General features: G+C 53.5%; 18 protein-coding genes. 15 read left to right on the top strand and 3 right to left on the bottom strand.

The annotated features are described in order from the left end of the window. Nucleotides 1-8 precede the first annotated feature (8 nt). The 4 genes from carB (at nucleotide 9) to DU000_RS00720 (ending at nucleotide 4,980) form a co-directional block, all read left to right on the top strand. Complete coding sequence (carB, locus tag DU000_RS00705; RefSeq protein WP_114401446.1) at nucleotides 9-3,224, top strand: carbamoyl-phosphate synthase large subunit; 3,216 nt, start codon at nucleotides 9-11, stop codon at nucleotides 3,222-3,224. A gap of 290 nt (nucleotides 3,225-3,514) precedes the next feature. Next, nucleotides 3,515-3,991, top strand: coding sequence for a transcription elongation factor GreA (gene greA / locus DU000_RS00710; protein ID WP_114401447.1), 477 nt, complete (start codon nucleotides 3,515-3,517; stop codon nucleotides 3,989-3,991). Between the two features lie 27 nt (nucleotides 3,992-4,018). Further along, the gene (locus DU000_RS00715) at nucleotides 4,019-4,480 is read left to right on the top strand and encodes a GyrI-like domain-containing protein (RefSeq protein WP_114401448.1); all 462 of its coding nucleotides are present in this window, start codon (nucleotides 4,019-4,021) and stop codon (nucleotides 4,478-4,480) included. Nucleotides 4,481-4,527: 47 nt separating this feature from the next. After that, entirely contained in the window at nucleotides 4,528-4,980 is a 453-nt protein-coding gene (locus DU000_RS00720) for a DUF4149 domain-containing protein (RefSeq protein WP_240001748.1), read from the top strand. 12 nt (nucleotides 4,981-4,992) lie between these two features. Here the strand turns inward: DU000_RS00720 and yhbY are convergent, their stop codons facing one another. Continuing rightward, nucleotides 4,993-5,508: a ribosome assembly RNA-binding protein YhbY gene (yhbY, locus tag DU000_RS12905; protein ID WP_240001749.1), complete on the bottom strand. Its 516-nt coding sequence runs from the start codon at nucleotides 5,506-5,508 to the stop codon at nucleotides 4,993-4,995. Nucleotides 5,509-5,587: 79 nt separating this feature from the next. Here yhbY and DU000_RS00730 point away from each other — a divergent pair, with 79 nt between their 5' ends. Together DU000_RS00730 and ftsH are read left to right on the top strand one after the other, a co-directional pair. Next, the gene (locus DU000_RS00730) at nucleotides 5,588-6,238 is read left to right on the top strand and encodes an RlmE family RNA methyltransferase (RefSeq protein WP_114401449.1); all 651 of its coding nucleotides are present in this window, start codon (nucleotides 5,588-5,590) and stop codon (nucleotides 6,236-6,238) included. 150 nt (nucleotides 6,239-6,388) lie between these two features. Continuing rightward, nucleotides 6,389-8,278 carry an ATP-dependent zinc metalloprotease FtsH gene (ftsH, locus tag DU000_RS00735; protein ID WP_114401450.1) on the top strand — a complete coding sequence of 630 codons (1,890 nt, stop codon included), beginning with the start codon at nucleotides 6,389-6,391 and terminating at the stop codon, nucleotides 8,276-8,278. A 63-nt stretch (nucleotides 8,279-8,341) separates the two neighbouring features. Here the strand turns inward: ftsH and DU000_RS00740 are convergent, their stop codons facing one another. Then, the gene (locus DU000_RS00740) at nucleotides 8,342-9,268 is read right to left on the bottom strand and encodes a LysR family transcriptional regulator (protein ID WP_114401451.1); all 927 of its coding nucleotides are present in this window, start codon (nucleotides 9,266-9,268) and stop codon (nucleotides 8,342-8,344) included. 136 nt (nucleotides 9,269-9,404) lie between these two features. Here DU000_RS00740 and DU000_RS00745 point away from each other — a divergent pair, with 136 nt between their 5' ends. The 9 genes from DU000_RS00745 to bioA are packed head-to-tail and all read left to right on the top strand — an operon-like array spanning nucleotide 9,405 to nucleotide 20,746. Continuing rightward, a complete protein-coding gene (locus tag DU000_RS00745) occupies nucleotides 9,405-11,054 on the top strand; it encodes an NADH-quinone oxidoreductase subunit L (protein ID WP_114401452.1) in 1,650 nt (549 codons plus the stop codon). Continuing rightward, nucleotides 11,051-13,687, top strand: coding sequence for a YbcC family protein (locus DU000_RS00750; RefSeq protein WP_114401453.1), 2,637 nt, complete (start codon nucleotides 11,051-11,053; stop codon nucleotides 13,685-13,687). Before DU000_RS00745 ends, DU000_RS00750 begins: the two co-directional genes overlap by 4 nt. 2 nt (nucleotides 13,688-13,689) lie before the next feature. Continuing rightward, nucleotides 13,690-14,529: a dihydropteroate synthase gene (gene folP, locus DU000_RS00755; RefSeq protein ID WP_114401454.1), complete on the top strand. Its 840-nt coding sequence runs from the start codon at nucleotides 13,690-13,692 to the stop codon at nucleotides 14,527-14,529. A gap of 22 nt (nucleotides 14,530-14,551) precedes the next feature. Next, entirely contained in the window at nucleotides 14,552-15,898 is a 1,347-nt protein-coding gene (gene glmM, locus DU000_RS00760; protein WP_114401455.1) for a phosphoglucosamine mutase, read from the top strand. A 34-nt stretch (nucleotides 15,899-15,932) separates the two neighbouring features. Then, on the top strand, nucleotides 15,933-16,673 hold the full coding sequence (locus tag DU000_RS00765) for a hypothetical protein (protein WP_114401456.1): 741 nt from the start codon (nucleotides 15,933-15,935) through the stop codon (nucleotides 16,671-16,673). Nucleotides 16,674-16,682: 9 nt separating this feature from the next. Continuing rightward, nucleotides 16,683-17,471: a methyltransferase gene (locus DU000_RS00770; protein ID WP_114401457.1), complete on the top strand. Its 789-nt coding sequence runs from the start codon at nucleotides 16,683-16,685 to the stop codon at nucleotides 17,469-17,471. A gap of 40 nt (nucleotides 17,472-17,511) precedes the next feature. Further along, nucleotides 17,512-18,141 carry a dethiobiotin synthase gene (gene bioD, locus DU000_RS00775; protein ID WP_114401458.1) on the top strand — a complete coding sequence of 210 codons (630 nt, stop codon included), beginning with the start codon at nucleotides 17,512-17,514 and terminating at the stop codon, nucleotides 18,139-18,141. After that, on the top strand, nucleotides 18,138-19,376 hold the full coding sequence (locus DU000_RS00780) for a methyltransferase (protein WP_114401459.1): 1,239 nt from the start codon (nucleotides 18,138-18,140) through the stop codon (nucleotides 19,374-19,376). Before bioD ends, DU000_RS00780 begins: the two co-directional genes overlap by 4 nt. After that, entirely contained in the window at nucleotides 19,376-20,746 is a 1,371-nt protein-coding gene (bioA, locus tag DU000_RS00785) for an adenosylmethionine--8-amino-7-oxononanoate transaminase (RefSeq protein ID WP_114401460.1), read from the top strand. The genes DU000_RS00780 and bioA overlap by 1 nt, the downstream gene beginning before the upstream one ends. Before the next feature lie 664 nt (nucleotides 20,747-21,410). On the opposite strand, the gene pstS is transcribed toward bioA, so the two are convergent. Further along, entirely contained in the window at nucleotides 21,411-22,556 is a 1,146-nt protein-coding gene (gene pstS / locus DU000_RS00795; protein WP_114401462.1) for a phosphate ABC transporter substrate-binding protein PstS, read from the bottom strand. Nucleotides 22,557-22,580: the final 24 nt, after the last annotated feature.

Genomic DNA, 22,580 nt, shown 5'->3' on the forward strand with positions numbered 1-22,580 from the left:
AGGAAACCATGCCAAAACGTAATGATATTAAAAGTATTCTGATTATTGGGGCCGGCCCCATCATCATCGGCCAAGCCTGTGAGTTTGATTACTCCGGTGCGCAAGCCTGTAAAGCTTTGAAGCAAGAAGGCTACAAAGTGATTTTGGTCAACAGCAATCCGGCCACGATCATGACCGACCCTGAAACGGCCGATGTTACTTACATTGAGCCGATTACCTGGCAAGTGGTTGAGCGCATCATTGCCAAAGAGCGTCCCGATGCGATTCTACCGACCATGGGTGGCCAAACCGCACTGAACTGCGCGCTAGATTTACACAAGCATGGCGTGTTAGAAAAATACGGTTGCGAACTGATTGGCGCGTCGCCTGAGGCGATTGATAAAGCCGAAGACCGCATGAAGTTTAAAGATGCCATGACCAAAATTGGTCTCGGTTCGGCCCGCTCTGGCATTGCACACACCATGGAAGAAGCGCTGGCCGTGCAAAAAACGGTAGGCTTCCCAGCGGTGATTCGCCCCAGTTTTACACTCGGTGGTTCGGGTGGTGGTATTGCGTACAACTACGAAGAGTTTGAAACCATCTGCAAGCGTGGCCTCGATTTATCGCCCACCAATGAGTTGTTGATTGAAGAATCGTTACTCGGTTGGAAAGAGTACGAGATGGAAGTGGTGCGCGACACCAAAGACAACTGCATTATCGTTTGCTCGATTGAAAACTTAGACCCGATGGGCGTGCACACCGGTGACTCGATTACCGTTGCTCCCGCACAAACACTGACCGATAAGGAATACCAAATTCTGCGTAACGCGTCGATTGCGGTGCTACGTGAAATTGGTGTGGACACCGGCGGTTCTAATGTGCAGTTCTCCATCAATCCTAAAGATGGCCGCGTGATTGTGATTGAGATGAACCCACGGGTATCTCGTTCATCTGCCTTGGCTTCCAAGGCGACCGGCTTCCCGATTGCGAAAGTTGCTGCCAAACTTGCCGTGGGTTACACCTTGGACGAGTTGCGTAACGAAATTACCGGGGGTGCGACGCCCGCTTCGTTTGAGCCGACCATCGATTATGTGGTCACCAAAGTGCCCCGTTTTGCCTTTGAGAAATTCCCGCAAGCCGATAGCCGCCTCACCACACAAATGAAATCGGTAGGCGAAGTGATGGCGATTGGCCGCACCTTCCAGGAATCTTTCCTGAAAGCCCTGCGCGGCTTGGAAGTCGGCGTGGATGGCCTGAATGAAAAAACCCAAGACCGTGAAGTGCTGGAAAAAGAGTTGGGTGAGCCTGGCCCCGAGCGCATCTGGTACGTGGGCGATGCCTTTGCCCAGGGCATGAGCTTGGAAGAAGTGCATAACCTGACCAAGATCGACAACTGGTTCCTGGTGCAAATTCAAGAGATTGTGAACATCGAACTCGCGCTCGAAAAAATGAGCTTGAGCCAGATTGATGCGAACACCCTGCGCGAACTGAAACGCAAAGGTTTCTCCGATCGTCGCTTGGCTTACTTGCTGAAAACCAATGAAGCCGAGGTACGCAAACAGCGCCATGCGCTCAATGTGCGCCCCGTGTACAAGCGCGTGGATACCTGCGCGGCGGAGTTTGCCACGAACACCGCGTATCTCTACTCCACCTATGAAGAAGAGTGCGAAGCTGTCCCAACCGACAAGAAAAAAATCATGGTACTGGGCGGTGGCCCGAACCGGATTGGCCAAGGCATTGAGTTTGACTACTGCTGTGTGCATGCCGCGTTGGCGCTGCGTGAAGATGGTTATGAAACCATCATGGTCAATTGCAACCCGGAAACTGTTTCGACTGACTACGACACGTCTGACCGTCTGTACTTCGAGCCACTGACACTGGAAGACGTGCTGGAAATCGTTGAAAAAGAAAAGCCTCTCGGTGTCATCGTGCAGTACGGTGGCCAAACCCCACTGAAACTCGCGAAAGCCTTGGAAGCTAACGGCGTACCGATTATTGGTACTTCGCCAGAAAGCATTGATATTGCGGAAGACCGCGAGCGTTTCCAAAAACTGCTGCAAGAACTCGGCCTGCGTCAGCCCCCGAACCGTACCGCACGTGCCGAAGCCGAAGCGATTGCACTGGCCCAAGAAATTGGTTACCCCTTGGTTGTCCGTCCTAGCTATGTGCTGGGTGGCCGTGCGATGGAAATCGTCCACGAACAACGCGACTTAGAGCGCTACATGCGCGAAGCGGTGAAAGTGTCGAACGATTCTCCTGTGTTGCTCGACCGTTTCTTGAACGATGCGATTGAAGTCGATGTGGATTGTATTTTCGATGGCGAACGCGTCTTTATCGGTGGCGTGATGGAACACATCGAACAAGCAGGCGTGCACTCCGGTGACTCGGCTTGTTCCTTGCCACCGTACTCGCTCTCCGAAACTACGCAAGATGAAATCCGTCGCCAAACCGCAGCCATGGCTAAAGCCCTGAATGTGCGTGGTTTGATGAACGTGCAGTTTGCGGTTCAGCAGAACGACGGTGTCGATACCGTGTTTGTGCTGGAAGTGAACCCCCGCGCTTCACGCACCGTGCCGTATGTGTCCAAAGCCACTGGCTTACAACTCGCCAAGATTGCTGCACGTTGTATGGCGGGTCAAAGCTTGGATAGTCAAGGCATCAAAGCGGAAGTGCGCCCTGAATACTATTCCGTCAAAGAAGCGGTATTCCCATTTGTGAAATTCCCCGGTGTGGATACGATTCTCGGCCCTGAGATGAAATCCACCGGTGAAGTCATGGGCGTGGGTAAAACCTTTGGCGAAGCCTTTATCAAATCGCAACTGGGCGCTGGCGTGAAATTGCCTGCCGATGGCACTGTGTTTATCAGCGTGAAGAGTGGCGATAAACCCAAGGCCGTCGAAGTCGCGCAAGAGCTGCATGCTGCGGGCTTTAAGCTCGTGGCAACCCGTGGCACTGCCGCCGCGATTGAAGCGGCTGGCGTACCCGTGCAAGCCGTGAACAAAGTCACCGAAGGTCGTCCACATGTGGTGGATATGATCAAGAATGGCGACATCGCCTTGGTCATTAACACCGTGGAAGAAAAGCGTAACGCCATTACTGATTCTCGTTCTATCCGCACCAGCGCGCTCGGCGCGAAGGTGCCGGTGTATACCACCATTGCCGGGGCGAAAGCCGCGGTGGTGGGGATTCATCACATGAATGAGATGGATGTGTATAGCGTTCAAGCGCTGCACGCTTCACTCTAACAAGCCACTAAAAACGCGGTGGGCGGTGTTGTGCCGCCTTGCTGTACTAATGTACTATCTTCGTCGGCACGCCTAGCCCACCCCGTTTTAATTGACTTGTTGATTCGAGACTGAGCCAAAATCATTTCTGCTATTGTTGTTTCAGAAGGTCGTGTTTGATGAGTTAAAGCATGCCACTTGGCCTGCTTGTTCTTTATCAAAAATCACCCTTATAATGTGATCCATTCATGATTTGCCCTGGTAACGAACCGGGGCTTTTTATTTCTACTTTGTTTTTGTAGGTTAAGTCTATGTCTACCATTCCTATTACCGTGCGCGGTGCTGAATTATTGAAAGAAGAATTGCATCGCTTGAAAACGGTGGATCGTCCGAGCGTGATCAACGCGATTGCGGAGGCCCGTGCGCAAGGCGATTTATCTGAAAACGCCGAGTACGATGCTGCGAAAGAGCGCCAAGGTTTTATTGAAGGCCGAATTCAAGAGCTGGAAGGTAAACTCTCTAACGCACAAATTATTGATGCAAAAAGTTTGGATGCCGATGGTCGCGTGGTGTTTGCGGCGACGGTGGAGATGGAAGAACTGGAGTCCGGTGATAAAGCCACTTATCAGATCGTTGGGGATGATGAGGCTGATATCAAACAAGGCAAAATTTCCGTGAACTCGCCAATTGCGCGTGGGATGATTGGTAAATTTGCCGGTGATGTGGTCGAGATTCAAACCCCTGGTGGCGTACGTGAGTACGAAATTCTGGATGTGAAGTACATTTAGTCGCCACATGCAAATTGGGGAGAGGGTATGCAACCCGAAAAAGTTCAAGTTGAATCCTTTGTTGTCGCCGGTATTCAAACGCGCACGACTAACGCGCAAGAGATGAACCCGCTCACCGCTAAAATCCCCGCGCTCTGGGGGCGGTTTATGAGCGAAGGGCATTACAACCGGATTCCGCAAGTGGTGGCCGATTCCCCCGTATATGGCGTATATGCCGATTTTGAGTCCGACGCAAATGGCGCTTATTCCCTGATTGCAGGGCGTGCTGTGAGTGCCGCAAGTAGTGAGACAGCGAGTGCGACGATTGCCGCTGGCACTTACCTCAAATTCGCTGCGCCCGGCCCGTGTCCGCAGGTGGTGATTTCAACCTGGATGGCGATTTGGCAATATTTTCAGGCCAACCCACAAATTCAGCGTGCGTATGTGAGTGATTTTGAGCGCTATGAATCCCCTGAAGGCATTGAAATTTACATTGGTGTTCAAGGCTAATGAGTAACCACACCAAATTTCAAATGCATCTACAAAGGCTACTGCAAGTGGCCTTTGTTTTATGGATTGGCAGCCTGTTCACCATTGGCGTGATTGTCGCCCCGATCCTTTTCGCCACCTTGCCCGACCGTGTGTTGGCCGGTACGCTAGCAGGGCGCTTTTTTTATATTGAAGCTTGGTTGTCGCTGGGGTTTGGATTGTTTTATACAGCGTACTTCTGGCGTGTGCAGCCATCGGTGAGTCGTTACCCCCGTTACACCGACTATGCCTGTTTAATGATTGCCATCTTGGCGGCGTTGCAGTTGTTTGGCTTACAGCCGGCAATCGTTGCGCTGCGTGAGCAAGCGGCTGCACTGGGCGGTTCGGTTGCACAAGCCCCCGAAGCCTTACGGCAGCAGTTTGGTGTATTGCACGGTGCCTCTACCCTAATCTATTTGCTGCAACTGGGGTTGGGGTTATCTTTGTTGTGGCGTACTCACTTTATCAGGCTGAACCCTTAATTCAGGGTTTCCCTAGCCTAAAGCGCTCTTTTTGGCGCTTTTTTGCCGAACCTGTTTGACTCGACCACTATTCGATTTATCCACTGATCGTTTTTTTAATTGAATCAGTCCCCCTTTGCGCATTTTGGCGCGAGGACTCACGGCTTTGTCACCGTAGCTTTTGCTATTTGGGGTGCTGCTAGCAGTGCGACGAGTTTGCTGCAGTTTGCGCTCTAAGGCACGCGGGGCGCGCTCTTCGGTGGCAGCAGATTCAGCGGTAGGGCGGAAAATAACGAGTAGCTTGCCAATGTGTTGAATGGGTGCTGCATTCAGGGTGTCGCAAATTTCTTCGTAAATCGCAATGCGGGCTTCGCGTTCGTCGCCGAAAACCCGTACTTTAATCAGGCCATGCGATTTGAGCGCGCGGTCGATTTCTTTCATCACCGCAGGGGTCAGGCCATCGGCACCGATCAGAACAACGGGGTTGAGGGCGTGCGCATGTGAACGAAGCTCACTGCGCTCGGCGGAAGTTAACACTAAAGCAGGCATAATCACTCTTTCTTATCAATTACCCGTATTATCCCAGTTTATTCAGGCTTAGGGAAACACAGATTACGCCGCACACAGCATGTCAAAAAAACATAAATTCAATAAATCCTGGTTACATGACCATATCAATGACCCCTACGTCAAAATGGCGCAAGCCCAGGGCTATCGCGCCCGAGCGGCCTTCAAGCTAAAAGAAATTGATGAGCAAGACAAACTCATCAAGCCCGGAATGACAATCGTGGATTTGGGCTCTGCCCCCGGCAGTTGGAGCCAAGTCGTGCGCGAAAAACTCGCAGGGCCAGGGGGCCAGATCAATGGTCGAATTATTGCGATGGATATTTTGCCGATGGCCGAGATTGCAGGCGTGACCTTTCTACAGGGTGATTTTCGGGAAGATTCGGTCCTGGAGCAGCTCAATGAAATGGTCGGTGGTGAAAAAGTAGACCTTGTACTTTCCGATATGGCCCCCAACTTGTCGGGGGTAGGTGTGGCCGATGCCGCACGGATGGAACATATCTGTGAGCTGGCGCTGGAATTTGCGCAAATGCACTTGAAACCGAATGGCGCCTTGCTGGTCAAAGCTTTTCATGGCAGTGGTTACAGCCAAATTGTGCAGCAATTTAAAGCACAGTTTGCTGTGGTTGCGCCACGTAAGCCAAAGGCCTCACGCGATAAATCGGCAGAAACGTTTATTCTTGGACGTCATTTGAAGCGTTACGAGTCTGCCTAAGCGATGAAACGGGCGGCGAGCATCTGGGGGCCTGACTGTTACTTAAACAGAATCGCCCTGCAAAAAGGCCGCTGCCGCAGTACAATGTAAGCCTAGTAGTTAGGTAACCCGCTTGGTTCATGATGATGGCTGAGCATAAGGAGTGAGCAATTGAATAGTCCTTTTTCCAAAGCAGCAATCTGGGTTGTCGTGGCCTTGATTTTATTTGGCGTCTTTCGCCAAATTGACTCCCGGGGGCCCGGTGGCGCAGATCAGGTAGCCTATTCTGATTTCCTTGAAGATATCAAGGATGGGCGCATCAAGAGCGCCGAACTGGATAACAAGCAAGTAGTTGCTGAGACCACCGATGGCCGGCGGATCAGAACGCCGATTACTTACCTAGATCGCGGCTTGATTGGAGATTTCATCAAATATGGGGTGAAATTTAAAATCAAGCAGGAAGAAGAGCCTTCCCTGTTAGCCAGCTTATTCCTTTCCTCCTTTCCCGTCTTGTTGATTATTGGCGCTTGGCTCTATTTCATGCGGCAAATGCAAGGTGGGGGCAAAGGCGGTGCTTTCTCATTTGGCAAATCACGCGCCAAAATGCTCGATGAATCGAATAACAGCGTCACCTTTGCCGATGTTGCGGGTTGCGATGAAGCGAAGGAAGAAGTCCAGGAGTTAGTCGATTTCCTGCGCGACCCCAGCAAATTTCAAAAACTTGGCGGGCGCATCCCCCGTGGCGTACTAATGGTCGGCTCCCCCGGTACGGGTAAAACATTACTGGCGAAAGCCATCGCAGGCGAAGCCAAGGTCCCTTTCTTTACCATTTCAGGCTCAGACTTTGTTGAAATGTTTGTTGGGGTTGGCGCGTCTCGCGTCCGTGATATGTTCGAGACCGCTAAAAAACATGCCCCCTGCATTATTTTTATCGATGAGATTGATGCGGTCGGCCGCCAGCGTGGTGCTGGTTTGGGCGGCGGTAATGATGAGCGCGAACAAACCTTGAACCAGATGCTGGTCGAGATGGATGGCTTCGAAACTGGGCTTGGTGTGATTGTGATTGCGGCAACCAACCGTCCTGATGTGCTTGATCCTGCCCTGTTGCGGCCTGGCCGTTTTGATCGTCAAGTGGTGGTGTCATTGCCAGATATTCGCGGGCGTGAACAAATTTTGAAAGTCCACATGCGCAAAGTCCCTCTTGCGCCCGATGTTGAGGCTTCCGTTTTGGCGCGTGGTACCCCAGGCTTTTCCGGCGCTGATTTAGCTAACCTGGTCAATGAGGCTGCTCTGTTTGCAGCACGTCGTCATGGTCGTGTGGTGGATATGCATGACTTTGAGAAAGCCAAAGATAAAATCATCATGGGCGCAGAGCGACGCTCTGTTGTTATGCCTGAAGAAGAACGCCGGGCCACGGCTTATCACGAGTCAGGTCATGCCATTATTGGTAAGCTCCTACCCAAATGTGACCCCGTACACAAAGTCACCATCATTCCGCGTGGTCGTGCGCTGGGTGTGACCATGAGTTTGCCAGAGCGTGATCGTTACGGCTACGACAAAGAATTCATGCTGCAACAAATTGTGATGTTGTTCGGTGGTCGTGCTGCGGAAGAAGTCTTCCTTAACCAGATGACGACTGGCGCCAGTAATGACTTTGAACGTGCCACGGCGTTGGCACGGGATATGGTAACGCGTTACGGCATGACAGAAGCGTTGGGTCCGATGGTCTATGCAGAAAATGAAAGCGAAGTGTTCCTGGGTCGTTCGGTGACTAAAACCACTAACACGTCAGAAGCCACCATGCAAAAGATCGATGCGGAAATTCGTCGGATTCTGGACGAGCAATATGCGCTGGCAATTAAATTACTGAATGAAAATCGCGATAAGGTCGAAGCGATGACCAATGCCTTGATGGAATTTGAAACCATCGATGCCGAACAGATTGACGATATTATGCAAGGACGTCCAGTCCGCGCGCCCAAGGTAGACGATCGTCGTTCTTCAGGTGGAACACCCCCTAGCGGCGGCGCTGTCGAGCCTAATGCCCCTGCCGCAGCCTGATGCGATGGCATGTCGAGTATAAAAAACCGGACCAAAAGTCCGGTTTTTTTATGGGCCATAGAACTACGTTGGCATATCCAACACTTCAGCTTCACTACGGGCGAGCAGTTGTCGTAGCATCGGGTGTTGAAAATGCCGCTTCACGGTAATTGCATAGAAGTGCTCATACAGATTCGGCAGCCGATAAAACGCTTTTAATGCGCCGTCACGCAGTTCGTCGCGCACCACCACACTGGGTAGAACAGCAGCAGCAAGACCTTCCCGAGCCATCAGTCGCAGCATGGCCATGTCATCCACCTCCGCCAAAATTTCAACCTGCAGGCGGTGTTGCTCGCACAGTAAATCAAATGCAGTCCTGATATCACTGGCGCGACTTGGCACGATTAAGGGGAGATCAGCCAATCCTTGGGGAAAAGCGAGGGGTTTCCGCTTGTTGGCTTGTTGAGTCTGTTGATAAATCGCCTTTGCGCCAACCAAACTCACTTGCTGGCGTGCAATACGTTGGCAGCGCCAGGGATTTTCGCTGTCGCCTTGTACCGCCCGGTTAGACAACACTAAATCAAGATTGTGTGCACTCAGGCGGGTGAGTAACTCAGACAGCGATCCCGCTTGTAACACCAGTGAGAGCTCAGGGAGGCCTAGCAATGGCTTGATAAAACTCTCTTGCAGATTACGTGACAGGGTCGATACCGCCCCAATCCGTAGAGTTTGCCGTTCCCGATAATGGCCCTGGCTCATGGTCGCCAGGAGTTCGTGTCCAGTGGCAAAAATACTGTCTGCATAGTTTTTGGCGATTCGACCAGCCTCGGTCAAAATCAGATTTCGCCCTTGTCGTTGAAAGAGTGCCTGACCTAACTGGGCTTCCAGTTGCTTAATTTGGGCAGAGAGGGCGGACTGAGAGATATGGAGCTGCTCAGCCGTCCGGGTTAAATGACCATTCTCTGCGACGGCCCAAAAATAGTGAAGATGATGGTAATTCAGTCGATGCATAGAGCCTCCTGAGAGGGATTTATTATTCTAATAAACAGAACTAAAACAAACAAATAATGTATTTTACAGAATATTATGGCATGCAGATAATTCACCCTGTTGACCTTACGTCTCGACCAATTGATCAGGAGGGTTTATGTTTCTTTCGCAAGCGCCAGCGCAGTGGGTTGGGCTCTATTTACTAATTCCACTGCTGTATTTGTTGCCCGCTGGTTTGGCTATCTGGCAGCGTTTGCCTGCCGCCTTTGCCTGGAGACTAGCTCAGCGTTACAGCGTCTATGCACTATCGGTCGCGCTCATTCAGACTGTTATTTATGCCTTGCTGGTTGGCACAGAGCCGGTGGTGAGACAATACCTCGGGGTGGCATACGGCAATCAACAGTGGATTGGATTAAGCATTCGCTTTGATGCCCTCACCGTGATGCTTTCCTTGCTGGTGACATTGATTGCATGGGTCATTATTCGTTATTCCGATAACTATCTGGCAGGGGACAAGGGACGTCAACGTTACCTAAGTTGGTTATTGCTAACGCTGGCTGCAGTGAGTTTACTGGTGCAGTTAAATAATCTGGTCTTCATTGCCGCAGCGTGGATTGCAACTAGTCTTTCTTTGCATCAGTTATTAATGTTTTACCGCGAGCGCCTACCCGCTGCAACGGCTGCTCATAAGAAATTCCTGATCAGTCGTCTGGCTGATATCACCTTACTCGCTGCGCTTATTTTGCTCGGGCAGCACTATAGTTTCGAACTCGATGTGCTGGCGCAGCAGCTCAGCAGTAACGCGCACAGCAGCTCGTTACAGTGGGTCGCTGGCTTGTTAGCGCTGACCGCGATATTGAAATGTGCCCAGCTCCCTTTTCATGGCTGGTTGATTCAAGTGATGGAAGCGCCCACGCCAATTTCAGCACTGCTGCATGCGGGTATTGTGAATATCGGCGGGTTTGTCCTGATTCGTTGCGCCTCATTGCTAGATACCTCCGTGTGGGCTCAGGGCATTCTGGTGGTGTTTGGGAGCCTAACCGCTGTTGTCGCTGCGCTGGTGATGACAACTCGAATTAGCATCAAGGTTATGCTGGCTTGGTCCACCTGTGCGCAGATGGGTTTTATGCTCTTACAGTGTGGCTTGGGAGCATATGACTTAGCGCTGCTGCACCTGCTGGCCCATTCCCTGTACAAAGCCTACGCTTTCTTAAATGCAGGCGATACCGTCTACGAAACCCGCATCAAGAGTCAGGTCCCTGCGTTACCAGGTAAGCCCAGTCTCTGGTTGATTACCGCTCTGTTGTGCGTACTAGCAGGCATCGTGACGGCGGGCTGGCTCTCGGGTTGGCCACTTGCCGGTCAGGTCAGTGACTTTACCTCCACCCACTTTTTCTATCTGGTCCTGGCGTTAGCATTGCCAAGTGCCCTGGTTCCTCGCCAGACGGTATCGGGTCTCAAATTGCTAGGGATTTGGGTGCTTGGCGTCGCCGCACTCATGGGGCTTTATACCCTGTGGCATAGCCTCGTCGGTCACTGGGTTACCCCACGCACGGCAGCTTTGCCGGCTTGGCAGCTTATTTTGCTGGTGGGCTTATTTGGCGGGTTGTTTCTCGTCAACCTCGCCATCCAGTTACAAGCTCATACGCCTTTCATGCGCAAACTCTATCCGCATGTCTTCGCTGGTTTTTATCTGGATGAGTTATTCACCCGTTTGACCTTTCTGGTTTGGCCAATGCCAAAAGGTAAGCCAGTCACGTTGTCTCATCTGCCCGTCGCCCAATCTGCCGAAAAGAGTTCATCATGAATGCGATTACCCCTGATTCTGTTTTAACAACATATCCCGCGTTTGAGCCGAGTGTGATTCAAGCTGCCATCACGCGCGCTTGTGGCCGCATTGCGCCAACCTGGCCATTGGATCAATTTATTGCCGTGAATCCCTACTGGGGGTTTGTGGAGCAATCGCTACCGCAATTGGGCGGCACGCTGGCACGCTTGTCAGGCAGCCCACTATTGATGCCGCCAGCGTGGTATCAAGAAGCCTGGCGGGCGGGCAGTTTTAAGCTAGAAGATTTGCAGCGCGCATGTCAGTACACAACGGCTGGCGTCAGTGTACCGACGCTGCTCGGGTTATTAACGAGTGCCACCCCTACCCCTGCCTACACAACCCAACCCCGACTGCCGCTCTTAACACACCTGGCAGATGAGGCTGATTTGTCGCCTTACCACATGCCTTGGCGTGAATACGTGACCCAATCACTCAGCCAATGGTGCGGAGCCTATTACGACCAGCACCAAGCCCAATGGCATGCGGATAAAACAGCGGGTTTTTTCCCTTTCTGGTTAGCGGCTGCGCGGGAAGATCGCGGCCCCAGTCTGCAAATGGGGTTAACCAATGGAGCCAATGTGCTGGCGCAGCTCCCTGTTGACCCCGAGGCGGCTGTGATCTGGTTGCTGGGGCGCTTAGCGATTCCTGCGCCATTGTTGGAAGACTACTTGACTGCCGTGTTGTTGAGTTTGAATGGGTGGGCTGCCTGGGCGGCTTATCAAGCATGGCAAGCACAGCTGCAACAGCAGTCGGCGACAGATGTTCTACACATTTTAGCGGCCCGGCTGACTTGGGAATATCTGTTGTTCCAAGGCTTACCGAGCCTGCCACATTGTTGGCGTCAGGCATTATCAAGCTATCAAAACCAGGTGCAAACCGAGACCCCCACAGAGGAAACCAGTGTGGCCTGGTGGACCATACAACACGCTTATGAATTGGCCTATCAGCGCACCTTATTGCAAGGGTTAAATCAGGAATTAGGGGCAACGACTAAACCCCCAACCCCACGCCCGGCAGTGCAAGCCGCGTTTTGTATTGATGTTCGTTCAGAAATCATTCGGCGCGGCTTTGAAGCCTGCTCCCCGCAGATCGAAACGCTCGGATTTGCCGGCTTTTTCGGCTTGCCGGTAGATTACATGCCACTGGCCAGCAAACTTGCCCGGCCCCAATTGCCAGGCTTGCTCGCCGCAAAGCTGCGTGTTACCGATCATGATCTCGGCAATTCAGCCAATGAGCTGACGCTATCGGCAGCGGTAAGCGCCGCTAAGGCTGCGTCAGCAGACGATTCCCTTGCCAAACTCGCGGACCAGCGCACACAGCGGCTTGGTTGGCGCGCCGCTTGGCAAGGCTTCAAGCGCCATGCAAATGCTGGTTTTAGTTTTGTCGAAACCTGCGGCTTGAGTTACGCGCCTAAGCTGGTGCAAGCCAGCTTTGGTACGAAACAGCAGGTGCTGCCAGAGCGGGTGGGCTTGTCAGCGCAAGAAGCTGCACGTTTACAACCGCGTATCGCTGGGGCAGCGACAGACGCCTCGACCCTGCCGCAGCCCCTGAGTTTTGTGTTGTCACAAAAAATTGAGCTTGCCCAAGGGGTCCTGGCAGCGATGTCGCTCGCACACCAAGCAGATCGTTTAGCGCGTTTGATTCTCCTGGTTGGCCACGGCAGCCAAACTGTCAATAACCCCCATGCAGCGGGTCTTGACTGCGGCGCTTGTTGTGGTCAGACCGGCGAGGTCAATGCCCGGGCGCTAGCCGCGTTACTCAATGAGCCAGCCGTGCGCAAAGGCTTGCAGGAAAAAGGACTGTCATTGCCTGACGATACCTGGTTTGTGCCCGCTTTGCATAATACGACGACCGATCAAATCACCCTGTTTGATACCACGGCAATGCCGGCAAGTCATGCTACCGACCTCCAGCAACTGCAAACCTGGCTACAACAAGCTCAGCATGCTACAAATTACGAACGCGCTGGGCGGCTTGATTTACCCGTCTCTACAAACGGCGGGCTGGATAAAGGGCAACAAACCCTGGCGATTACCGCGCGGGCCATGGATTGGTCGCAAGTCCGCCCCGAGTGGGCTTTGGCCGATAATGCTGCGTTTATTGTCGCGCCAAGGGCGCGTACCAAATCATTGGAATTGGCAGGCCGAACCTTCCTGCACGATTACCAGCATGAACATGACGATGGTTATGCCATTCTTGAGCTGATTATGACCGCACCGATGGTGGTGGCCCATTGGATCAACATGCAGTACTACGCCTCCACGGTTGATAACCCGCGCTATGGCAGCGGTAATAAAGTGCTGCATAACGTCGTCGGTGGCCATATTGGCGTGTTTGAAGGTAATGGCGGTGATTTACGGATTGGCCTGCCCCTGCAATCCCTGCACAACGGCGAACGCTGGATGCACACCCCCTTGCGGCTCACGGTATGTATTGAAGCGCCGCAAGCCCCGATGACCGCAATTATCGACAAACACCCGCTGGTGCGGCAGCTGCTCGACAATGGCTGGATTCACCTGTTTCAAATGGCCGCCGCCCCCAGTAAACCCGCGATTGCCCGGTACAATCAGGGCCAATGGCAACCTTGGGAGGATTTCCCCCTTCCGCATTAAACATGCAGGCGCAGCAGCTCATTCAAACTTGGCAGACTCTCTCCCGGCCTTTGGTCATGGGGGTGGTCAATGTCACGCCGGATTCTTTCTCCGATGGCGGGCAATTCTTTTCACCCCAAGCAGCACTTGACCACGCCGCCAAATTAGTGGGCGACGGAGCCGACATCCTGGATATCGGTGGTGAATCTTCCCGCCCCGGTGCGCCCGCGGTGAGCGAGGCTGAAGAGTTGCGCCGCGTGCTGCCCGTGGTTGAAGGCGCGCTCAAATTGGGTAAACCACTTTCGGTGGATACCACCAAAGCGGCGGTGATGCGTGTGGTGAGCGAACTCGGTGTCGCCATGCTCAATGATATTAGCGGCTTCCAGCATCCGGATACCTTTGCCGCTGCCGTCGAGAGCCAGTGCGCATTGTGTGTCATGCACATGCAGGGCGCGCCGCAAACCATGCAGGCCGACCCGCGCTATAGCGATGTGCTTGCTGAAGTCGAAGGGTTTCTACTCCAGCAAGCCCAAGCCCTTGAAGCGGCGGGGGTGGCGCGTGAACGCATCTGTCTCGACCCCGGTTTTGGTTTTGGCAAAACCTTGGCGCATAATCTCGATTTATTACATGGCTTGCCACGCTTGGCCGCTTTGGGTTATCCCCTCTTGATTGGCGTGTCGCGGAAGTCCATGATTGGGCAGCTTACAGGCAAGCCGGTGGCGCAGCGCGAAGCGGGTAGCTTGGCCGCGATGCTGGCCGCCGTGGCCCGTGGCGCGCGCATTGTGCGCGTGCATGACGTGGCTGCCACTGTGGATGCCCTCAAAGTCTGGGCAGCCATAGAAGAACCCTTCTCAGGAACATAGCAAGGATAGAACAAGGAAAATAATGAGCAGAAAATATTTTGGTACTGATGGCGTGCGTGGTCGTGTCGGGCAATATCCAATTACCCCTGATTTCGTTTTACGTCTTGGTTATGCTGCCGGGAAAGTGCTGTTGAAACACAGCCCGAATGGTTCCCATCCGTCGGTGCTGATTGGCAAAGACACGCGGGTGTCGGGCTACATGATTGAAGCCGCGCTCGAAGCGGGCTTATCCGCCGCCGGGGTGGATGTGATGCTGGCTGGCCCCATGCCCACGCCCGCTGTCGCCTACCTCACGCGGGCACTGCGCCTATCGGCCGGGATTGTGGTGAGTGCCTCGCACAACCCCTACGATGACAACGGCATTAAATTTTTCTCCGCCGCCGGTACCAAACTACCCGATGAAGTGGAGCTGGAAATTGAAGCCTACCTCGACCAGCCGATGGGTTGTGCGGATTCCGATCACTTGGGCAAAGCCAAGCGCTTGGATGATGCGGCCGGCCGCTACATAGAATTTTGCAAAAGTACCTTCCCCAACAAGCTGGATTTGAAGGGCCTCAAAATTGTGGTGGATGCGGCGCATGGCGCGGGCTATCACATTGCCCCGCATGTATTCAGCGAACTCGGTGCCGAAGTGCATGCGATTGGCGTGCAACCGAATGGTTTCAATATTAATGACCATGTGGGCGCAACCCATACCGAAGCGCTGGAAGTCGCGGTGCGCGCGAACCATGCCGATTTAGGCATTGCACTGGATGGCGATGGTGATCGTCTGATCATGGTCGATGGCGATGGCAAGCGCTTTGATGGCGACCAATTACTGTATGCCATGGTGAAAGAGCGCAAAGCCTCCGAACATGTCGGCGGTAAGGTCGATGGCGTCGTCGGTACCTTAATGAGTAACCTCGCTTTGGAACATCAGCTCGGCAAACTCGGTATTCCTTTTGAGCGCGCCAAAGTCGGCGATCGCTATGTCATGGAAAAGCTGCTCGAAAAAGGCTGGGTGCTGGGCGGTGAAAACTCTGGCCACTTGATTTGTCTGGATCGGCATACCACGGGTGATGCCTTGGTCGCCGCCCTGCAAGTCTTGATTGGCGTGCGGCGTACCGGACTCAGCTTGGGTGAGCTCACGAAAGAACTCGTGCTGTACCCACAAAAATTGGTGAATGTCCGGATAGAAAAAGGCGCAGACTGGCAAAATAATGCGGCCCTCAAAGCCGCTACGGCGGAGGCTGAAAAAGAGTTGGGTGAGCATGGTCGCGTATTGATTCGCGCCAGTGGCACCGAGCCACTCGTGCGCGTGATGGTGGAATGCCCAGAGAGCGAACAAGCGACGCGACTGGCGAATGCGATTGCGGAGACTTTGCGGTAATGAATTGTTCTCCACGGTTCAAGTTTTTATTTTAATGACTGTCGCCAGATTTGATTTTTTAGTGTGCCATGGTTGGGGCCTCAGCCCAGCCAACCTACAGCCCTTGATGGGTGCGCTGCGTACCCATGCCCCCGATGCCAACTTTCATGCCGTGGACTTGGGCTTCTTTGGCTCGGCGCGCACGCCCGAATGGCATCGCCTCTCGCAGCCACTCATTGCCATCGGCCATTCGTACGGCTTCGCTTATCTTCAACGGTTACTTGCGCAACCAAATGCGCCTGCGGTTGCGGGCCACGTGAGTGTGTGCGGCTTCAATCGTTTTTGTTTCAGCCCGAGTAGCCCGCAAAAAAGCGGCACGCCCCTGCGGCTGCTGAATGCCATGTTGCAACGCTTGGCAGCGGACCCGGTGGCAACGCTCACCGATTTTTACGAGCGTGCGGGCCTGCCCGAAGTTGCGTATCCTGAAGCAGCCTATCCTGATTTATCAGCCTTGAATCTGGACGCGCTCACAACCCACCTTACATCTTTACGTGATACGAATTTTGCATTGCCTGCTGCGCCACTCTTGGCTTTAGCGGCAGCGGATGATGTGATTGTGCCGCCCGCTTTGAGTGAGGATTGCTTTAATACTTTGAGCATGACGAGCGGCACGCACGCGTTACCTTTGACTCACGCGGATTGGTGTGCAGCGCAGATTGTGAATTGGCTCGGTCAATTAAACCCGGTTAGCTCAACCCATCAGGCGGTACGGCATGCAGTAGATAGCGCGAGGTAGCGAAACAAGATGACCGCCGCGACAGTGAATACCAATCCCGTGCAAACCGCCTTTAACGACGCAGCCGCCCAATACAGTGCGGCGGCCCAAGTGCAACGGCAGGCGGCGCAGGTATTCGCAGATTGGTTGGCTGTGTTACCCATCTCGAATCCTACCCACATTAGCGAAATCGGCTGTGGCACGGGTTTCCTAACCGAACACCTGGCACCGCGCCATGCCGTGCCTTACTGTGCGACCGATCTTGCCCCCGCGATGTTGCAGCAAGCGCAAGCGCGTCTGCCCGATTTGGCAGCGCGTATTGATTGGCAAGTATGGGATGGTCAAAATGGGGTACCCAATTCGGGCGTTCCCAATATCGCCGCATCTACTGATTGGTTGGTGTCCGCGCTATGCGCGCAGTGGCTCCATCCATTGGACGAGGTGCTGGCCCGCTGGTTGGCGCAAAGTCATGTCGTGGCATTCAGTGTGGTACTGGATGATTCATTTAGCGCTTGGCGTAACGCGCATGCCCAGCTCGGTTTAAGCAGTGGCTTGCAGCCCTTGCCGAATTGGAGCCAACTGCAAGCGCAATGTCTAGGCTTGGGCGCACAGCAAGCGTTTTTCCAACACCTCACCTTGAATGAAACCCATGCCAATGCGCTGGCGTTTGCGCACAGTGTTAAAGCGATTGGTGCGCATGTGCCGCGTGCGGGGCATCGCTCGGCGGGTTTGCGTAGTCCGCTGCGGCAAGTACTAAAAGCCTTGCCGCAGCCTTGCACGTTGAATTATGAAATTGGTTTCGTCTGCCTTGTAAAATAAAGGCCGTCTTCATCAGCAAAAAATGGGATCAAAGTCAGCCATGCCCGCAATTTTTGTTTCCGGTAGCGATACCAATGTTGGTAAAACAATCGTCAGTGCCTGGTTGGCCTATCACTGGCAAGCCACGTACTGGAAGCCCATTCAAAGTGGTCGCGATGAACAGGGCCATACCGATAGCCAGTGGGTCGCGCAACTTACGGGCCGCCCCGTTGTGCCCGAAGCCTATGTGCTCACCCAGCCGCTGTCGCCGCATCAATCTGCTGCGTTGGATAATGTCGCCATTGATCTCGCCACCATTCTGCGTCCTGCGGCTGAGCGTCTCGTCGTAGAAGGGGCAGGGGGCTTACTGGTGCCACTCAATGAGCGTGAGCACATTGTCGATTTGATCGCACATCTGCAATTGCCCACGCTGCTCGTCGTGCGCAGTGGCTTGGGCACGATTAACCATACTTCGCTATCCGTTGAAGCCCTGCGTGCGCGTCGTTTACCCTTGCTCGGGGTGGTGATGGTGGGCGAGCCAAACCCGGCCAACCGCGCTGCCATCGAGCGCTATGCCCCCGCCCCGGTGCTGGCCGAGTTACCTTTATTCCCACAACTCAATCAGGCTGCGTTAGCCAGTGTGCCTTTACCTCCCCGCTTACAGCACGCGCTAGAAAGCCTAACGACATGACAAGCTATTTACAGTGGGAAGACGGCGACAACCTGCAACAAGCGCGCTGGCAGTGCGCCAACGGCATGCCCCAACCCAAACAAGTCTGGGTGGCCGACGATACTTTGAACGCCGATCAGGCCTACCGCATGGTCTGTGAAGGTACGGGGCTACTCTGGCGCGGCGATTTTCATAACGCTAAACAACTGCTGCAAGCATTGGCGCGGCGCGTAGATAAAACCAGCCAAAACAAAACCGCCCAAAAAACCAAACCCCCAAAAAATAAAACGAATCCCGATTCAGAACCCTTAGCCACAACTAAGGCCACAGCCAAGGCTAATCCGATTGACCCACGTGCCTTGGTGTTCCATCAGCATCGGCAAAAGCAGGCGCAGCGGGCACGGGTGTTGAGCCTGCTGCTCATTGAAATTCAAGCGGATGGGGCGATCCCCCTGCGCCGTGCGCCAGATGTACGGCTGCCACTGACTGAAGCCTTTGGCAAATTAAGCGAATCCATCGTCATGCCGCTGCGTGAATTGCAGGGTTTAATCGGCGCGCATGAGTGGCGCAAAAAAGGCGTCTTAGTGCCCGCACTGCAAGCGCCCATTCATCCCTACTACGGCGTGTTTTCGCCGGTGCGGGGAGAGTATGTGGATTTGATTGCGCAAGCACCATTACCCACCGCACTCAGCCAATACCCCGCGCTGGATGTGGGCACCGGCACCGGCGTACTCGCGGCTATCCTCGCCCGTCGTGGCGTGGCGCACATCATCGCCACCGAGCAAAGCGAAGTCGCCTTGACTTGTGCACGCGCCAACTTAAAAAACTTAGGGTGTACCAAACAAGTTAAGGTGGTTGCAGCAGATTTATTCCCCGACACGGCTGAACAATATGGTCTGGTGGTGTGTAACCCGCCGTGGATTCCCGCCAAAGTGAACGCCCCCATTGAAGCGGCGATTTACGACCCCGACAGCCGCATGCTGCGGCAATTTCTGCTCGGTGTGCGCAGCCGCCTTGCACCGGGGGGCGAGGCCTGGTTGATTCTCTCCGACATTGCCGAGCACCTCGGTTTGCGTACACGTGAGGCCTTGCTCAGTTGGATCAGTGAGACAGGCTTGAAGGTTCACGCCAAAGACGATATCCGGCCACGTCATGCCAAGGTACAAGACACGAGTGATCCACTGCATGCGGCTCGTGCCGCCGAGGTCACGAGTTTGTGGCGCTTAGCGATCAGTGATCAGCCAGCGAGGGCGTGATGACTCGGCTTAAAACCGCTATCCCTAAATCTGAACTACTTGCGCAGGATCACCAACACTGCTGGCACCCTTTCACCCAAGCGCAAACCGCTGCGCCGCCCATTCCTATGGTGCGCGGCGAACGTGAATTCTTATTTGATGCCGATGGCAAGCGTTACTTTGATGGCGTCTCAAGCTGGTGGGTGAATTTGCATGGCCATGCCCATCCGGTGATTGCGGAGGCGATTGCCCAGCAAGCCCGCACCTTAGAGCAAGTCATGTTTGCGGGCATTACCCATGCCCCCGCCGTGCAGCTGGCGCAAGCCCTGGTGCAGCGCGCTCCCGCTCCCTTGCAGCATGTGTTTTATACCGATAATGGCTCCACAGCGGTCGAGGTCGCCCTCAAAATGGCGGCGCAATACTGGCGTAATCAAGGCCAATTGCGGCAACGCTTTCTGGCGTTTGAAGGCGCGTATCACGGCGACACCTTTGGCGCGATGGCGGCGGGACGTTCATCGGGCTTTTATACCCCATTTGAAGATTGGCTCTTTGCCGTGGATAGCTTGCCCTATCCGCACACCTGGCAAGGTCATGGCCCGAGCGCGGATGAAGCCGAGAGCTTAGCGTGGCTCGATCAATATTTACTGGAACATGGCAGCGAGCTGGTGGCTTTTATTGCCGAGCCATTGGTGCAAGGTGCGGCGGGTATGCGCATGGTACGCCCCGCTTATCTGCGTGCCGTGGTCGAGCGGGTACAAGCGCAAGGCATCCCCGTAATCTTTGATGAAGTGATGACGGGCTTTGGCCGCACCGGCACTTTTTTCGCTAGCGAACAAGTGGGCGTCGCTCCCGATTTATTGTGTTTGTCTAAAGGCCTCACCGGCGGCTTTTTACCCATGGGTGCTACGCTCGCGCAGCCGCATATCTACCAAGCCTTTTTGAGTGACGATGTCGGCAAGGCCCTGCTGCACGGCCACTCCTACACCGCCAATCCTTTGGGCTGTGCAGCGGCACTCGCATCGCTCCAGCTGTTTGAAGAGGAACAAACGCTCGCCCGCATTCAAGCGCAAGCCGCTGTGCATACTGAGCAGCTCGCCCGCCTAGCGCAACACCCACGGGTGCAGCGCGTGCGCCAGAGCGGCACCATCGCCGCCTTTGATTTGCAAGTGAACGAACAAAATCAATACGGCGCTGGAGCGGGCACCTGGCTACGCGAACGGGCCGCACAGCAGGGCGTGTTATTACGCCCGCTGGGAAACTGCATCTACTTCATTGCCCCGTACTGCACGGCGAATGAAACGCTGATTCAAGCTTACCAAGTGGTGAGCACGCTGCTGGATGAGTTGGCGGAGCGGCAGGGTGAGAGCCGCATTGCCAGTGACTTTTTCTAAGTAGGTAGAGCTTCGTAGCTTGTTTAATGCTTGTGCTATATTGGTGTACCCTAAGCTGTTAGGGTATTTGGTACAGCAATTTAGGCGTTCAATTTTCTGGATTAAGAAATCCATTAGTTATGGGTTTAAAAACCGACTTGTATATTGATCAACACATTAAATATGTATCTGAAAGAGTGCATACTAGATTTTGGTAATAGAGGATGAAGCAGCCACTTGCGCAATCAAAAGCATGGACACTGCTAATTTGCAGTATTTTGCTGCCATGGTTAATAACCATAGGGTCAATTAATGCAATCGAGCTATGGCTGCCGGGTCAAATCAGAGTTGATTATTGGCGAAACCTTAGTTCTACATCGTTTATCCTCGGAACTGGCTTGGGTGTCTACGCTCTCTTAAATATTAACTTGAATTATGCCGCTAGAATTATCACTGCTACGGTTCTTATCATTATTGGCTTCTGGCTTGCCTTTATGCTTCAGATCAGCTCAAATTGCGGTGATGAACAGATCTACGTTGGGGAGTCAGGAAAAACTATAGCCTCATCATGCGAACAATAGAATCTTATAACTTGATCTCAAATCAGGTGGACCAGGTTCAATTTATTTCGCAGACCTCTTTAATATTTTTTCTATTCAAGCAATTTAGCTGCGACCGTATATTTCTAGTTACTGCGACTTGTTGGAATACCTCCCACCTGACTAAGCTTGAGACCACGCGTTTCAGGATTGGCGATGACTTGCAAGCCAATCAACTGTCCTTGGCGATCCACGAGTTTCGCGAGCTCGGCATAGGCACGGGCTTGGACCAGATCAGGTAAAGCAACAAACTTGGCTTGTTTTGCCAGCGTGTCGCCGTGTAGGTAGCCCCAGGTAATAAACCGTAAAACTTCCAATGCTTTTCCGGTTTGGTCTTGGCGTGGCAGGGCGATAAATGTACCCATGGTGATGGGCCAGCTTTTCAAACCCTTGAGGTTCGTTAGGCTCGCGACAAAATTGCCTCGGCTAATCCATTCGCTATTGGCCACCGCTTCCCGAAAATTTTCTAGGCTTGGCTCAACAAACTTGCCATTCAGGTTTTGTAGCTGGGCATAGTTCAACTTATTTTCTTGCACGTAATTGAAATCGACATAGCCAATGCTGCCCGGCGTACTGGCGACCGTTTTCGCGACTTCGCTGCTGCCCTTCACGGCGATAAATTCAGGGGGCCAGTCATATTTATTTTTGACGCCTTTGGTGGTTTTCCAGGTTTCGTTCACTTTGCCCAGGTAATCGGTAAAGTGGTAGGTGGTGCCAGAGCCATCTGCCCGCACCACAACTTTGATCGGCTGTGCTGGTAGTTTCACTATGGGGTTTAGTCGCTTGATCGCGGGGTCTTGCCACTGTGTGATCTCGCCGAGAAAAATTTTGGCGAGAAGGTCACCTGTTAAGCGTAACTGGCCCGGCGCAAGGTTCGCCAAGTTAATGATGGGGGCTACGCCGGTTACGACTGTTGGCACCACAATCAGCCCATGCTGTTGAGCTTCAGCGGGTGACATGGCGATATCGGTTGCGCCAAAATCTACGCTGCGAGCCTTAATGCGTTTGGTGCCTTCACCCGAACCAACAGCATCATATTGCAGGGTTTTGCCTAAAGCCTGTTGATAATGCTCTCCCCACACTTTGTAGATGGGGGCGGCTGCGGTAGAACCAGCGCCAGCAATAGATTGGGCAGATACCCTGGGGACTACCCCCACCAGTAAAAATGCCAGCCCGAGCAAAGCGGAGAATTTGGATTGATGAAAAAAGTGATACACGCTGAACCCCCTCATATTTTTGTTCAGCGAAGTATATGA

This window comes from Parvibium lacunae, from assembly GCF_003335215.1.
In the GTDB taxonomy this organism is placed as follows: Bacteria; Pseudomonadota; Gammaproteobacteria; order Burkholderiales; family Burkholderiaceae_D; genus Parvibium; species Parvibium lacunae.

Coding starts and splice junctions, on each gene's coding strand:
- DU000_RS00740 (WP_114401451.1), bottom strand. CDS start 9,268: ATGCATCGACTGAATTACCATCATCTTCACTATTTTTGGGCCGTCGCA.
- DU000_RS00770 (WP_114401457.1), top strand. CDS start 16,683: ATGACCGCCGCGACAGTGAATACCAATCCCGTGCAAACCGCCTTTAAC.
- pstS (WP_114401462.1), bottom strand. CDS start 22,556: ATGAGGGGGTTCAGCGTGTATCACTTTTTTCATCAATCCAAATTCTCC.
- DU000_RS00765 (WP_114401456.1), top strand. CDS start 15,933: ATGACTGTCGCCAGATTTGATTTTTTAGTGTGCCATGGTTGGGGCCTC.
- DU000_RS00730 (WP_114401449.1), top strand. CDS start 5,588: ATGTCAAAAAAACATAAATTCAATAAATCCTGGTTACATGACCATATC.
- greA (WP_114401447.1), top strand. CDS start 3,515: ATGTCTACCATTCCTATTACCGTGCGCGGTGCTGAATTATTGAAAGAA.
- glmM (WP_114401455.1), top strand. CDS start 14,552: ATGAGCAGAAAATATTTTGGTACTGATGGCGTGCGTGGTCGTGTCGGG.
- yhbY (WP_240001749.1), bottom strand. CDS start 5,508: ATGCCTGCTTTAGTGTTAACTTCCGCCGAGCGCAGTGAGCTTCGTTCA.
- DU000_RS00750 (WP_114401453.1), top strand. CDS start 11,051: ATGAATGCGATTACCCCTGATTCTGTTTTAACAACATATCCCGCGTTT.
- folP (WP_114401454.1), top strand. CDS start 13,690: ATGCAGGCGCAGCAGCTCATTCAAACTTGGCAGACTCTCTCCCGGCCT.
- carB (WP_114401446.1), top strand. CDS start 9: ATGCCAAAACGTAATGATATTAAAAGTATTCTGATTATTGGGGCCGGC.
- bioD (WP_114401458.1), top strand. CDS start 17,512: ATGCCCGCAATTTTTGTTTCCGGTAGCGATACCAATGTTGGTAAAACA.
- bioA (WP_114401460.1), top strand. CDS start 19,376: ATGACTCGGCTTAAAACCGCTATCCCTAAATCTGAACTACTTGCGCAG.
- DU000_RS00780 (WP_114401459.1), top strand. CDS start 18,138: ATGACAAGCTATTTACAGTGGGAAGACGGCGACAACCTGCAACAAGCG.
- DU000_RS00715 (WP_114401448.1), top strand. CDS start 4,019: ATGCAACCCGAAAAAGTTCAAGTTGAATCCTTTGTTGTCGCCGGTATT.
- DU000_RS00745 (WP_114401452.1), top strand. CDS start 9,405: ATGTTTCTTTCGCAAGCGCCAGCGCAGTGGGTTGGGCTCTATTTACTA.